Here is a 13,563-nt window from a genome sequence, read left to right on the forward strand (position 1 = left end):
CACCGTCCGCGCGCACGCTACGGTGGACCGGCCGAACTCTTCGGCAGCAAAACCCGCGTACGACGAGGTGGGGGCACATCAACGCCATGGCACAGGGCACGGTCCAGGTGACGCACACCGGCTCATCGCGGTGGCGGCGCCGCACGGGTGAGTACGCATCGCTCGCCGCCGCCCTGGAGGCCGCGGCCGACGGTGACGTCCTCACCGTAGCCCCCGGCACCTATCGGGAGAACCTCGTCGTCCAGCGGGCGGTGACCCTGCGCGGTCCGGAGGGCTCCCCCGGCTCGGTGCGCATCGCGCCCCTGGACGGTGTGCCGCTGACGGTGCGTGCCGCCGCGGTGGTGCAGGACCTGCATGTGGAGGGCCAGGACGCGGCGGCGCCCGCGCTGCTGGTCGAGGAGGGCGCCCCGGAGCTGTCGGACGTCCGGGTCGTGACGCGGTCGGCCGCCGGGATCGAGGTGCGCGGCGGCGCCCGGCCGACCCTGCGGCGCTGCACGGTCGACAACCCCGCGGGCATCGGCATCGCCGTGCTCGACGGCGGCAGCGGCGTGTTCGAGGAGTGCGAGGTCGTCGCGGCCGGGCAGGCCGGTATCGCCGTGCGCGGCGGCGCCCACCCACGTCTGGAGCGCTGCCGGGTCCACCACGCCGCGGGCTCGGGGCTGACGGCCACCGGGGAGAACTCCTCGGTGGAAGCCGTCGGTTGCGAGATCTACGAGGTGCGGGGCTCCGGTGTGCAGATCACCGGCCGCGCCACCGCCCATCTCACCGACTGCGATGTGCACCGCACCACCGCTGACGGGGTCACGCTGGACACGGACGCCGTGCTCACCCTGGCCGACTGCCGGATCCACGACATCCCGGAGAACGCGGTCGACCTGCGTTCCCGTTCGGTGCTCACCCTGACCCGTACGACGGTGCGTCAGTTCGGGCGCAACGGCCTGTCGGTGTGGGATCCGGGCACGCGCGTGGACGCCAACCAGTGCGAGATCTTCGACAGCACCGGCGACTATCCGGCGGTGTGGGTCAGCGACGGCGCCACCGCGGTGCTGGACTCCTGCCGGGTGCACGACGTGCCGGACGCCCTGTTCGTCCTCGACCGCGGCTCCCGCGCCGACGTCGTCGACAGCGACCTGTCCCAGGTGCGCAACACCGCGGTGTCGGTGAGCGACGGCGCCACCGCCCAGCTCGACGACTGCCGGATCCGGGACGCGGCGACGGGCGCCTGGTTCCGCGACCACGGCAGCGGCGGCACCCTCAACAACTGCACCCTGGACGGCATGCAGACCGGCGTGATCGTCACCAAGGGCGCCGACCCCACCATCGAGCGCTGCACGGTCGACTCCCCGGCCGAGGCCGGGTTCTACGTCTCGGCGGGCGGCCGCGGCACGTTCCTGAACTGCCGGGTGCGGGGCAGCTCCGGCTATGGCTTCCATGTGATCGACGGGTGCCGTACGACGCTGCGCAAGTGCCGTGCGGAGCGGTGCGCACGGGGCGGTTACGAGTTCGCGGACGGCGGCACGGACGCGGCCTCCGGGGCGGGCCCCGACGTCGAGGACTGCACCAGCGACGAGAGCGCGGGACTCAGGCAGCAGCCGCCCGCGCCGGAGCCCGTCGTACAGACCGCGCACCAGTCCCCCGGCCTCCTCGGCGCCATCCCGGGCCAGCGCACCACCGAGCAGGAGCCGCTGGTCGCCGCCGGGCAGGCGGAGGAGAAGCCGACGCGCACCTCGAAGGCGGTCCTCGGTGAACTGGACGCGCTGGTGGGCCTGGACAGTGTCAAGCGGGAGGTCCGCGCCCTCACCGACATGATCGAGGTGGGCCGGCGCCGCCAGGAGGCGGGCCTGAAGGCGGCGTCGGTCAAGAGACACCTGGTCTTCACCGGCTCCCCCGGCACCGGCAAGACGACGGTCGCCCGCCTCTACGGCGAGATCCTCGCCTCGCTCGGTGTGCTGGAGAAGGGGCATCTGGTCGAGGTGTCCCGGGTCGACCTGGTCGGTGAGCACATCGGCTCCACGGCGATCCGCACCCAGGAGGCCTTCGACAAGGCGCGCGGCGGTGTGCTGTTCATCGACGAGGCGTACGCGCTGTCGCCGGAGGACTCGGGCCGGGACTTCGGCAAGGAGGCCATCGACACGCTGGTGAAGCTGATGGAGGACCACCGTGACGCGGTCGTCGTCATCGTGGCGGGCTACACGGCCGAGATGGAGCGGTTCCTGTCGGTCAACCCCGGTGTGGCCTCCCGCTTCTCACGGACCATCACCTTCTCCGACTACGGACCCGACGAACTGCTGCGGATCGTGGAGCAGCAGGCCGAGGAGCATGAGTACCGTCTCGGCCCGGGCCTTTCCGAGGCCCTGCTGAAGTACTTCACGGCGATCCCCAAGGGCCCCGCGTTCGGCAACGGCCGCACGGCACGCCAGACCTTCGAGGCCATGGTGGAGCGCCACGCGGGCCGGGTCGCCCAGCTCGAGGAGCCGAGCACCGACGACCTGACCCTGCTGTACGCGGAGGACCTGCCCGAACTGCCCTGAGCCGCCGCTCGGGCCGGACCGGCAGGGCCCGCCGGTGACCTGTCCCTGTCCCTGTCTTGAGCCTCGGGGTCAGCAGTCGGGCCCCGGCCGCGGCGCGGGCACCTCCGGGCGCAGCCGTGCCAGCAATCGCTCCCGTTCCTCGGCGAACGCCGGGTCCGCCTGGTAGTCGCTGTGGCCCAGGATCGGGGCGGGCAGGGGGTGATCGACGGTACGGCCGTAGGCCATCGGGTCCTTGAGGGCCTCGCGGTCGACCGCGGGGCCGCACTCGCCGGGCAGCCGGACCGGGCCGCCGATGGGGTCGGTGAGCCGGTGGACGTTGCGCCAGCAGTCGACCTCGGAGTGCAGGGCGGCGAGGGCGGCCGGGCCGAAGTAGGCCGGGAACCAACGGCCGTAGAGGCGTTCCAGCGGGGAGCCGTAGGTCAGCAGGGCTACCCGTCTGCGGTCGGAGGGCCGCAGCTGCCAGACGGCCGCGGCGGCGAGCACACTGCCCTGCGAATGCCCGGAGATGACCAGCCGACGGCCCTCCTTTGCGCGTGTCCAGGTCGCCATCCGCCAGGTCAGGTCGGGTACCGCGCGTTCGGCGTAACACGGCGGTGCGAAGGGGTGCGCGGCGCGCGGCCAGAAGGTGCCGACGTCCCACAGGATGCCGATGGTGCGGCGTGCGGAGGCGTCCTTGTAGGCGCGTCTGCCCCAGGTGACGAACAGTATGAAGCCGACGCCGATCAGCCAGGAGCCGAGCGCCTGGGCCGTCTCGGCGGCGCCGTGGACGAAGGCGTACGCGCCGTCCGCGGCCTCGCTGGGGGTCTTGTCGCTCACCAGCGCGCCGGCCAGGGCCCCGGCGCCCAGGAGCAGCGTCGCGGTGGAGGTGACGGCGACGACGAGCGGGGCCCGGTCGGTGAGCGTGGCCATCGCGCGCGTGCTCGCGATACGGCGGGTGCGCGCCCTGTCCCGGGGCTCCCCCGCGTAGTCGAGTTCGACCGCGCCGAGCTCGCTGCGCCGCAGCAGCCAGGCCCGCCACGCCAGCAGGCCGAAGAGCAGCACCAGAACGACCAGCAGCGGTGGGATGACGGATGCCTGCCAGGTCAGCAGCACGGGCGGTCCGGCGATCGAGGCCCCTGTGCCGTCCAGCCAGTCGGAGACCCGTTGGGACACCCCGCCGGACATCACCCCGCCCAGGGCGCAGGCCAGCATCGCCACGGCCGGCCCGCCCAGGCCCCGCATCGCGGCACGCGGGTCGGGACGGGTCCGGTGCAGGACATGGGCGACCACGGCGAGGACGATCACCAGCAACCCCTGGAGGAAGGCGATGGCGCCGAACGTGGTGTCGCCGGGGAGACGGCCCTCGGACTGCCAGCCGGGACGCTCCCAGCCGGCGTAGACCAGGGCGAACGTCAGCAGCGCGAGGGCTGCGAGCGGCAGGCCCCGTACGAGACGGTCGTCGAGCTTGCGGTCGAGGCGGTGCTCGCTGCGGCCACGGCGGCAGACCACCCAGATCACGACGACGGCCCCGACGACGATCGCCGCCTCCAGGAGCCTGCCCAGCACGTCGAGCGGCACCGGCCCGCCGGCGCGGCGGTCGAAGCGGGCGGCGGCCGAGCCGACCGCCGCGGCGACCGTCAGCAGGCCCGCGGCGGTGTGCGCGGCACGCAGCCGGGCGACCAGCCGGCGGCCGTACCAGAACCCGGGGCGGCCCAGGGAGGTGCGGCCAAAGTCCTCGTCCGGCTCGGGCTCGTGGGACATGGGCTGCTGCGACTCGTAGGCGCTCCAGGTGCGGCGGGAGAGGTACCAGAGCAGGCCGGTCAGGGCGGCGGGCACCACCGCCGCGAGGGCGAGGCGGCGGCCGGGTCGGCTCCACCAGCCGCCGTCGGAGACCACGGGCGACAGGAAGCCCAGCCAGCTGTGCCGCTCGGCGCACGTAGGCGTGCCCGCGCACTGCCAGGCGGCCAGGTCGAGGGCTACCTCGCAGGCGGCTGCGACCAGCAGCACCGTCAAGGTCAGTCCGGCGAGCCGCACGAGCAGGCCGTACAGCCGCACGGTCCGCTGACGGCCCTCGGTGGTGGGGCGCATCCAGTGCGCGAGGTTGACCACCATGAACGGCAGTAACAGCAGCCACAGGGCGCGTGCGCTGTTTCCCGAGGTCAGGTTGCACCAGACGTACGCCTCGGGCACCGGTCGGCCCTGGTGGTCGTCCGGCCTGTCCTCCGCATCGACGTCGTCGGCGCGCCGGAACATGGCGGCGGTGTCGTCGCCGGTGATCCGCACGGTGCGCGGATCGTCGAGCATGTCCTGCGGCGTGGTGCCGCCGACTCCGTGGACCAGCAGTTCCAGGGCGATCCTGGTGTTCTCGGGGCGCGGGACGGGGCCGTCGGGCCCGTACGATGCCGCGCGCTCCTGCGCATGTTCCATTGTTCGCACTTCCCCCGTGACGAGCCGTCGGCTTCTGTCTGTGCGGGCACAAGGATCTCCGCTGATGGGGCCCCTTACACCTCTCGTCACGGAATCTCCCCGATCCGTGGGACGAAGAGGGGAACTCCAGGTGTCCAAGTGACATGACCGCGTCGTGACAGCCAGTGGCGCGACCGGTACCCACCCGTGCGAGTATGGGACGCCCGCGCACCGGAAGGGACGAGAATGTCCTTGTCGGAGGCTGTGCAGGGTGTCTCGGACGGCTTGAGGACTCGAGGAAAGGACCGGAGCGTACGTGAGCGAGAATCAGAACCTCCTCGCGGAGCAGCGGCGCGCCCTGATCCTGGACGAGGTACGGCGCCGAGGCGGGGTTCGTGTCAATGAGCTGACCCGCAAGCTCGGCGTGTCGGACATGACGGTGCGACGCGACCTCGACGCGCTCGCCCGGCAGGGTGTGCTGGAGAAGGTGCACGGCGGCGCCGTCCCGGTGGTCGAGGCGAGCACTCATGAGCCGGGCTTCGAGGCCAAGTCGGGTCTGGAGCTGACGGCCAAGGAGGACATCGCGCGGGCCGCCGCCGAGCTGGTCGCTCCGGGCTCCGCGATCGCGCTGTCCGGCGGTACGACCACGTACGCGCTGGCGCATCAGCTGGTCGACGTGCCCGATCTCACCGTGGTCACCAATTCGGTGCGCGTGGCCGACGTCTTCCACGCGGCGCAGCGCACCTCGGGGCCCCGGCAGGGCGCGGCCACCGTCGTTCTGACCGGTGGGGTGCGCACCCCGTCCGACTCGCTGGTGGGGCCGGTGGCCGACCAGGCGATCGGGACGCTCCACTTCGACATGCTGTTCCTCGGGGTGCACGGGATATCGGCCGAGGCCGGTCTGTCCACGCCGAACCTCGCGGAGGCCGAGACCAACCGCCGCCTGGTGCAGTCGGCGCGGCGGGTCGTGGTGATCGCCGACCACACCAAGTGGGGTGTGGTGGGGCTGAGTTCCTTCGCCACCCTGGACCAGGTCGACACGCTCGTGACGGACCCCGGCCTCGCGACCGAGGCACGCGCGGAGATCTCGGAGCAGCTGCGCCTGGTGGTGGCGGGCGAGCCCGACGACGACGCCGGCGTCTGACGGTAGAGACAACTGACGAGGCGCCAGTTATGGTGGCGCTGCCCGGAGCGTCGGCATAGGGGGTTTTCGTCCATGGCTCACCTGCTGCGTGAGGTGGGGCTCGACTTCATCGAGCGTGCGCCCGTACGGCACGTCTTCGCGCGGGAGATCTCCGCCGCGCCGGAGGCGGTGTTCCACGCGCTCGCCGAGGATGTGCCGGGCTGGGCGCAGTGGTTCGCGGCCGTCACTGTGGCCCGTCCGCTCGACGGCGGGGCCCGGCGCGAGGTCCGGCTCAAGGGCGGCACCCGCTTCGAGGAGACGATCCTCGTGGCGAAGAGCCCCGAGACCTACGCCTACCGCGTCGACGTCACCAATGCGCCCGGGGCCCGGGCCATCGTCGAGGAGTGGCGGCTCGCCCCTGCGGGGACGGGGACGCGGGTGCAGTGGACGTTCGCGGTGGACGGCACGGCACCCTTCAGGTTCGCCTTCGGCCTCGCCCGCACCGGCCTCGACCGGGTGTTCCGGCAGACGGTGACCGCGCTGGACCGGCGTCTGATGTCACCGGCGACGTAGCTCCCGCAACGCGGGTACGGCGACCTGGCTCACGCCACGCGGGTATGCGACGTAGCTCCCGCCACGCTGCACGCGATCGGCCTCCCCGGCGCCCTGGCACCCGTCCGACGCGGACCGGGCGGACGCGTCCTGAGTTCCTGAGCTCTCCCTGGCTGACCGGCTGCGCCGCCACGGACGCCCGAGGGACCGTCGCGCCGTTCCGGGGACTTCCGAGGAACCGACCGGAGCTCCGCGAGCCACTGACAGACGAAACGCGCCCCTGCGTGCCGAGACGGCGGACTGACCGCGGCCGTGCGCGCCGCCGCCCGGCGAAACGCGCCACTGCTGTGCGCCTCCGACGACCTGACCGCGGGCAGCGCACCGATGACAGCCGAACCCCTCCTCGGCACACCCCACCGCCCAGGCGCTGCTTTACGCACCCCGGCCGACCAGCCCGCGCCGCCGCACACCCCCGACACCCCCGGACATGCGCCCATCCGCCGACCGAACCCCACCTCGGACCACCCCCGACCGACCAGCCGCGGCCTTACGCACCCCGGCCGACCAGCCCGCGCCGCCGCGCACCCCCGGACATGCGCCCATCCGCCGACCGAGCCCCACCTCGGACCACCCCCGAACGACCAGCCGCGGCCTTACGCACCCCGGCCGACCAGCCCGCGCCGCCGCGCTCCCCCGATTGACCAGCCCTCCCGGCACACACGCCGGACCGACCGGCCGCGGACCTGAAGCCGGTCGTCCGCACCGGCCCGGCGTGCGGCCCTCACTCGGGCCATACGCCCGTCTCCAGCAGCTGCTCGATGGCCGCCGAGTACGGTGCGATGTCCAGGCCCTGCTCGGCCAGCCACGCGTCCGAGTAGTACTTGTCGAGATACCGGTCCCCCGGATCGCACAGCAGCGTCACCACGCTCCCCCGGCGGCCCTCGGCGACCATCTCGGCGACGATCTTCAGCGCGCTCCACAGACCGGTGCCCGTCGAGCCGCCCGCCTTGCGGCCGATTGCCTGCTCCAGGGCCCGTACGGCGGCGACACTCGCCGCGTCCGGCACCCTCATCATCCGGTCGACGGCGCCGGGCACGAAGCTCGGCTCCATGCGGGGCCGGCCGATGCCCTCGATCCGGGAGGCGCAGTCGCAGGTGACGTCCGGATCGCCGGTGGTCCAGCCCTCGAAGAAGCAGGAGTTCTCCGGGTCGGCCACACAGATGCGGGTGTCGTACTGCATGTAGTGGACGTACCGGGCGAGCGTCGCGGAGGTGCCGCCGGTGCCGGCCGTGGCGACGATCCACGCGGGCTCCGGGAACCGCTCCAACTCGAGCTGGCGGAAGATGGATTCGGCGATGTTGTTGTTGCCGCGCCAGTCCGTGGCCCGCTCGGCGTAGGTGAACTGGTCCATGTAGTGGCCGCCGGTCTCCACCGCGAGGCGTGCGGACTCCTCGTACATCTTCCGTGAGTCGTCCACGAAGTGGCATTGCCCGCCGTGGAACTCGATCAGACGGATCTTCTCGGCGCTCGTCGTGCGCGGCATGACCGCGACGAAGGGCACCCCGATCAGCTTCGCGAAGTACGCCTCGGAGACGGCCGTCGAGCCACTGGACGCCTCGATGACCGGTCGGCCCGGCCGGATCCAGCCATTGCACAGGCCGTAGAGGAAGAGTGAGCGGGCGAGGCGGTGCTTGAGGCTGCCGGTCGGATGGGTGGACTCGTCCTTGAGGTACAGGTCGATGCCCCACTGCTCCGGCAACGCGAAGCGCAGCAGATGGGTGTCGGCCGAACGGTTGGCGTCGGCCTGGACCTTGCGAACGGCTTCTTTCAGCCAGCCGCGATAGGCGGCGTCGCTGCGATCGACGTCGAGGGTCACGCCGGACGGGGTCTGCTGGACGATGCTCACGGCGATGCTCCTCAGGCTCGGCGGCAACGGCGACTCGCGCTGCCGTCACTTCGAGCATAGACACCTTCCGCATGCTTCTCACCTGCATAAACACGCCTTTGGGAGCCTCAAAGGCACCCCTGGGTCAGCGGACTCGCCGCACCCGGGGGCGGATGCGCGCGAGTGCTTCCGAGCGCCCCCACGGACTGCGTCCCGCGCACTGGTGCCGGCGGCGGGACGGGGGCAAACTGCACCGGACGGGACGACGATCCCGAACCGGGGGCACACTGGATCAGGACCGGAGCCGGCCACATCCACACGAGGACACGCCGGCACACCGACGCACACGAGGGGGCGGGGCATGGCGGAGGCGGATTTCACGGCCACGGGCGTGCGTATCGGGAAGCGACTGCGCTCGCTGACCCGGGCCGGCCAGGTGCGGATCAGCGACGGCAGGCTCCAGCTGCTCACCAGCTACGGCAGCGAGATCGACAGCGCTCCGGTGCAGGCGGTACGCGCCTCCAAGCCCTGGTTCGCCGCGGACGACCGGGCGTTGGCGGACCTGAACGGCAAGCGCTACTCGCTGACCCTGGGCGATCACGACCCCGCCCCGGGGGAGCCGGGGCCGCCCGCGGCGCGCCGGTTCATCGAAGCGGTACGGAAGGCTGCGGGGCGTAAGGGCTGAGTCACTGCGAGTTGCGGTATGGCAGCTCATGCGTCACTCTGGTCTCACGTCACTCTGGGTTTACCGGCGATAACGCTGCGAACCAGCCCGCCGGTCATGACAGCAGGCGGCCGTTTCCTCAAAGCACCCTGCTGGATCCGAACTCCGTGTTCTTCCGGACCTCTTCAGTCGGGGAGTCGCAGCCGTGATCAGTCACCCAAGCAGGCACTGCACGGTGGAGCTCCAAGCCCTGCCGTCGCGGATCGGTCAGGTCCGCAGAATCGTATCGGCGCAGTTGCGCTACTGGCATCTGGATCCATTGATAGACCGCGCCGCGCTCTGTGTGACCGAGTTGTTGACCAACGTCCATCTGCACGCCCAGCCGGACAAGACATGCACGGTCGAGATCGAGTTGCTGCTCGACCGGCTCACGGTCTCGGTGCGTGACAGCGACCCACGGCTGCCGGTCGTGGCGGACGCCGCCGACGCGGACACGCTCGCCACCTGCGGGCGAGGTCTGGCGATGGTGGCCGCCGTCAGCGACAGCTGGGGCGTGCGGCCGGACGGCGACTCCGGCAAGGTCGTGTGGTTCACGCTGCCCGCTCCCGCGCACGCGGTGGTGCGGGGCATGGGCGCGCGCTCGCCGCTGGCGACGACCGTGGAGCAGCCCGTGCGACAGTTCGCGGAGGTCGGTGCGCGGGTCGATCTGCACCGGCGCGAACGTGCTCCCGCCCGGTCGGCTGTCGTGGGCTGACCGGGCGGTGACCAAGTCGGGCGGCTGACGGACGGAGGGCCGGGCGTCGCCTGCCGAAGGCTCGGGAATGTCACTCCGTGGCGATTGCTCGCAGGACGTCCAGGCGGGCCGCTCGGCCTGCGGGGCGCAGGCCCGCCAGGGCTCCCGCCGTGAGGCCGACGAGGGCGACCAGAGCCAGTTGGAGGGGTGGCATCGCGAAGGCGAAGCTGCTGTCGCTAGTGCCGTCGGAGGCCGCCACCAGGACCCAGCCGAGGAAGGCTCCGAGCATCAGGCCGCCGGCCGTACCGAAGGCCGCCACCAGGACCGATTCCCAGCGGACCATGGCGCGCAGTTGGGAGCGGGTCTGGCCCACGGCCCGCAGCAGGCCCAGTTCACGGGTGCGCTCGTGGATCGCGAGAGTGAGCGTGTTGGCTATGCCCAGGAGGGCGATGAGCACCGCCAGGGCGAGGAGCGCGTAGACGAGGGTGAGCATCATGTCGATGCCGCCCGCCGAGGACTGCGCGTACTCCTCGCGTGTCTGGACCTCGGGGTCGCCGTACGGCGCCGCCGCCTTCTCGACCGCCGCCTTGCCCGCGTCCGTGCCGACACCGTCCTTGAAGGAGACCGCGAGCAGGGTGTCGGCGTCCTGCGTGCGGTGCGGGGCCCAGGCCTCGCGGGTGATGACGTAGTCCCCGGCGAGTTCGGACCGGCCGTAGAGCGCGCGGACCGTGAAGGTCCGCTCCTTGCCGTCGGTGAAGGTGAGGCGCGTCTTGTCGCCGGTCGCCAGGTCGTGCTTCTCCGCTTCGCTTTCCGTGATCGCGATACCGTCGGTGCCGAGCGTGCTCAGGGAGCCCTGGATGTCGCCGAGGTCGAAGGTGCGTTCCAGGGCGAGGGGGTCGGTGACCGTCAGGGCCCGACCCCTGCCGTCGACTTCGGCCACGCCCCGGCCGAGCCCCACGGCCGTGTCGACCTCGGGAAGCCGCTGGACGGCCGCTGCGAGGCGGGGGCTCAGCCCGCTGCCGCCCGCGCCGAACGACGGGGTGCTGACGGCCACGTCGCCGGCGAAGGAGCGGGAGACGGTCTGGTCCATGGTCGCCTTCAGGGAGGCGCCGAACACCGTGAACAGCGAGACCACGGCTACGCCGATCATGAGGGCGCTCGCGGTCGCGGCCGTGCGCTTCGGGCTGCGCAGGGCGTTGCGGCGGGCCAGGGCGCCGGTGACGCCGCGCAAGCGGTCCAGGGGGCCGCCGAGGACACGTACCGCCGTGGTGGCGGCGACCGGTCCGAGGACCACGAAGGCGATCAGGGCGAGGACGGCGCCGGTGCCCGCCAGCCAGACGGACGGGGTGAGCAGGACGCCGCTGACGGTCATGCCGATCGCGAGGGCGATCAGGCCGAGGCCGGTGACCGCGCGGGCGCGGGAGGCGCCGGAGGTGTCCACGGCCGTCTCGCGCAGCGCCGCCAGGGGTGCGGTGCGGCCGGCGCGTACGGCGGGCAGGAGTGCGGAACCGAGGCAGACCACGAGGCCGACGGCGAGGGGCAGGGCCATGGACAGTGCGCTGACCACCAGGTCGCCCTCGGGGAAGGGGAACCCGATCGCCGGGAACAGGGCCTGGAGGCCGGCGGCGATGCCGATGCCGCCTGCCAGGCCGGCCGCCGACGCGGCGACGGCTACGGCGGTCGCCTCCGTGAGGGTCGACGCGGTGACCTGGCGGCAGGAGGCGCCGAGGGCGCGCAACAGGGCGTTCTCGCGGGTGCGTTGGGCCACCACGATCGCGAAGGTGTTGTGGATGGAGAAGGTCGCCACCAGGAGGGCCACGCCCGAGAACACCAGCAGGAACGTGGTGAAGACGGTCAGGAACTGACCGGCGATCATGTCGGTGTTCTCCTCGGCCGCCTCCTGACCGGTGATGGCCTCGACGCCCGCGGGGAGGACGGCGGTCAGCTCGTCGACCAGTTGCTCCTGGCTGACGCCCGGTCCGGCCCGCACCTGGATGCTCGCCGCTTCGCCGGGGCGGGCGGTGAGGTACTTTTCGGCGTCGGCGCGGGTCATGCCGGTGAAGGTCACCTGCGCCATGCCGTCCTCGCCGCCGAAGGTCGCGAGGCCGACGACGGTGACCTCGACGGGGTCGGGGGTGCGCAGAGTCGTGGTGTCACCGATCTCGAGGTCGCCGCGGTCGGCGGTGCCCTTGTTGACCACGACCTCGCCGGACTGCCGCGGGGCGCGGCCCTCGGCCAGTCGGTACGGATTGAGCCCGGGGTCGGTGATCCAGTTGCCGGCGAGGGTGGGCGGGCCCTGGCCACCGATGGGGTCACCGTCCTTGCCGATGAGCTGGCCGGCGCCCTGGATGTCGGGCGCGGCGGCGGCGACGCCGGGAACGCGCTCGATCCGGGTCACCAAGGCGGTGTCGACGGGCTCGCGGACGCCCTCGCTCTCGCCGGGCGTGGTGATGGCGTCGGCGCTGCGTACGACGGCGTCCGTGCCGCTGGTGGCGTTGCCGAACATCGTGTCGAAGCTCGCGCGGAGCGTGTCGCCCATGACGAGGGTCCCGGCGAGGAAGGCGACACCGAGGAACACCGCGAGGAACGTGCCGGCGAAGCGGCGCTTGTGGGCGCGCAGGGAGGACACGCTCAGGCGGACGGACGCGTTCATGACGGCACCTCGAAGGCTTTCATCCGGTCCAGGACCTTGTCGGCGGTCGGGGACTGCATGCGGTCGACCAGGCGGCCGTCCGCGAGGAAGACGACCTCGTCGGCGTGGGCGGCGGCCACCGGGTCATGGGTGACCATGACGACCGTGCGGGAGGTCTGGCGTACCGCGCGGCCGAGCAGTCCGAGGACCTCCTCGCCCGATCGGGAGTCGAGGTTGCCGGTCGGCTCGTCGGCGAAGACGACGTCCGGTCGGCCTGCGAACGCCCGTGCCACGGCGACGCGTTGCTGCTGCCCGCCGGAGAGTTCGGCGGGCCGGTGGTGGAGCCGGTCGCGCAGGCCGACGACGTCGATCAGCGCGTCGAGCCACTCCTGTTCGCCGTTCGCGCCCGCGAGGTCCAGCGGCAGCGTGATGTTCTCCGCGACGGTCAGGGTCGGCACCAGGTTGAAGGCCTGGAAGACGAAGCCGACCCGGTCGCGGCGCAGGAGGGTGAGGCGGCGGTCGTCGAGGGTGCTCAGGTCGGTGTCGCCGATGTGGGCGGCGCCCGAGGTGAGTGTGTCGAGGCCGGCCGCGCAGTGCATCAGGGTGGACTTGCCGGAGCCCGAGGGCCCCATGATCGCGGTGAAGCGGCCGACCGGGAAGTCGACGCTCACCCCGTCCAGGGCCCTCACGCAGGTGTCGCCTGTGCCGTACACCTTCACGGCGTCGACGACCCGGGCGGCGGTCCGGGTGACGATCGCGGTGGTCATGCCGCACCGCCCTTGCCCGTGCGGCCGAACTGCTCGTCCAGGACGGACAGCCGGCGCCAGTACTCGTCCTCGTCGATCTCGCCGGAGGCGAAGCGGTGGCCGAGCACGGTGATGGGCGAGTGGTCGTCGGGGGCCGCCGTACGCCAGGGGCCGCCGCGAGCGCGTCCGCGCCACACCGTGCGACGCAGCAGCGCGATGCCGCCGATCACGACGGCCGCCCAGAGCAGCGGGAAGAGGAGGATCCACGGGCCGGGCCCGCCGTCGGCGAAGTGAGCCAGGGTCTGCATCTCG

At 72.4% G+C, this 13,563-nt stretch carries 10 protein-coding genes; 5 read left to right on the top strand and 5 right to left on the bottom strand.

All coding sequences use genetic code 11. From position 1 onward, the window contains the following. Nucleotides 1-86 precede the first annotated feature (86 nt). On the top strand, nucleotides 87-2,531 hold the full coding sequence (locus ACHBTE_RS12975; RefSeq protein ID WP_394723890.1) for a right-handed parallel beta-helix repeat-containing protein: 2,445 nt from the start codon (nucleotides 87-89) through the stop codon (nucleotides 2,529-2,531). Between the two features lie 69 nt (nucleotides 2,532-2,600). Here ACHBTE_RS12975 and ACHBTE_RS12980 read toward each other — a convergent pair whose 3' ends face one another. Continuing rightward, complete coding sequence (locus tag ACHBTE_RS12980) at nucleotides 2,601-4,937, bottom strand: hypothetical protein (protein WP_394723891.1); 2,337 nt, start codon at nucleotides 4,935-4,937, stop codon at nucleotides 2,601-2,603. A 295-nt stretch (nucleotides 4,938-5,232) separates the two neighbouring features. Here ACHBTE_RS12980 and ACHBTE_RS12985 point away from each other — a divergent pair, with 295 nt between their 5' ends. Beyond that, a complete protein-coding gene (locus ACHBTE_RS12985) occupies nucleotides 5,233-6,060 on the top strand; it encodes a DeoR/GlpR family DNA-binding transcription regulator (protein WP_394723892.1) in 828 nt (275 codons plus the stop codon). A gap of 72 nt (nucleotides 6,061-6,132) precedes the next feature. Next, nucleotides 6,133-6,612 carry an SRPBCC family protein gene (locus ACHBTE_RS12990; RefSeq protein ID WP_394723893.1) on the top strand — a complete coding sequence of 160 codons (480 nt, stop codon included), beginning with the start codon at nucleotides 6,133-6,135 and terminating at the stop codon, nucleotides 6,610-6,612. Between the two features lie 760 nt (nucleotides 6,613-7,372). On the opposite strand, the gene ACHBTE_RS12995 is transcribed toward ACHBTE_RS12990, so the two are convergent. Next, nucleotides 7,373-8,497, bottom strand: coding sequence for a PLP-dependent cysteine synthase family protein (locus tag ACHBTE_RS12995; RefSeq protein ID WP_394723894.1), 1,125 nt, complete (start codon nucleotides 8,495-8,497; stop codon nucleotides 7,373-7,375). 340 nt (nucleotides 8,498-8,837) lie between these two features. Here ACHBTE_RS12995 and ACHBTE_RS13000 point away from each other — a divergent pair, with 340 nt between their 5' ends. Next, complete coding sequence (locus ACHBTE_RS13000) at nucleotides 8,838-9,161, top strand: hypothetical protein (protein WP_394723895.1); 324 nt, start codon at nucleotides 8,838-8,840, stop codon at nucleotides 9,159-9,161. 184 nt (nucleotides 9,162-9,345) lie between these two features. Beyond that, nucleotides 9,346-9,894, top strand: a complete 549-nt coding sequence (locus tag ACHBTE_RS13005; protein ID WP_394723896.1) for an ATP-binding protein — start codon at nucleotides 9,346-9,348, stop codon at nucleotides 9,892-9,894. A gap of 70 nt (nucleotides 9,895-9,964) precedes the next feature. Here ACHBTE_RS13005 and ACHBTE_RS13010 read toward each other — a convergent pair whose 3' ends face one another. Genes ACHBTE_RS13010 through ACHBTE_RS13020 form a run of 3 tightly spaced genes read right to left on the bottom strand, consistent with a single transcriptional unit; the run spans nucleotide 9,965 to nucleotide 13,559 of the window. After that, a complete protein-coding gene (locus tag ACHBTE_RS13010) occupies nucleotides 9,965-12,526 on the bottom strand; it encodes an ABC transporter permease (protein WP_394723897.1) in 2,562 nt (853 codons plus the stop codon). Next, nucleotides 12,523-13,272: an ABC transporter ATP-binding protein gene (locus tag ACHBTE_RS13015; protein WP_394723898.1), complete on the bottom strand. Its 750-nt coding sequence runs from the start codon at nucleotides 13,270-13,272 to the stop codon at nucleotides 12,523-12,525. The genes ACHBTE_RS13010 and ACHBTE_RS13015 overlap by 4 nt, the downstream gene beginning before the upstream one ends. Continuing rightward, a complete protein-coding gene (locus ACHBTE_RS13020) occupies nucleotides 13,269-13,559 on the bottom strand; it encodes an SHOCT domain-containing protein (protein ID WP_394723899.1) in 291 nt (96 codons plus the stop codon). The genes ACHBTE_RS13015 and ACHBTE_RS13020 overlap by 4 nt, the downstream gene beginning before the upstream one ends. Between the last annotated feature and the right edge of the window lie 4 nt (nucleotides 13,560-13,563).

Origin of the sequence: Streptomyces sp. M41 (assembly GCF_043673425.1) — a bacterium.
In the GTDB taxonomy this organism is placed as follows: Bacteria; Actinomycetota; Actinomycetes; order Streptomycetales; family Streptomycetaceae; genus Streptomyces.

What these genes read in the sequence shown, in the direction of transcription:
- ACHBTE_RS13015 (WP_394723898.1), bottom strand. Translation starts at nt 13,272, where the DNA reads ATGACCACCGCGATCGTCACCCGGACCGCCGCCCGGGTCGTCGACGCC.
- ACHBTE_RS12975 (WP_394723890.1), top strand. Translation starts at nt 87, where the DNA reads ATGGCACAGGGCACGGTCCAGGTGACGCACACCGGCTCATCGCGGTGG.
- ACHBTE_RS12980 (WP_394723891.1), bottom strand. Translation starts at nt 4,937, where the DNA reads ATGGAACATGCGCAGGAGCGCGCGGCATCGTACGGGCCCGACGGCCCC.
- ACHBTE_RS12990 (WP_394723893.1), top strand. Translation starts at nt 6,133, where the DNA reads ATGGCTCACCTGCTGCGTGAGGTGGGGCTCGACTTCATCGAGCGTGCG.
- ACHBTE_RS13000 (WP_394723895.1), top strand. Translation starts at nt 8,838, where the DNA reads ATGGCGGAGGCGGATTTCACGGCCACGGGCGTGCGTATCGGGAAGCGA.
- ACHBTE_RS13020 (WP_394723899.1), bottom strand. Translation starts at nt 13,559, where the DNA reads ATGCAGACCCTGGCTCACTTCGCCGACGGCGGGCCCGGCCCGTGGATC.
- ACHBTE_RS13010 (WP_394723897.1), bottom strand. Translation starts at nt 12,526, where the DNA reads ATGAACGCGTCCGTCCGCCTGAGCGTGTCCTCCCTGCGCGCCCACAAG.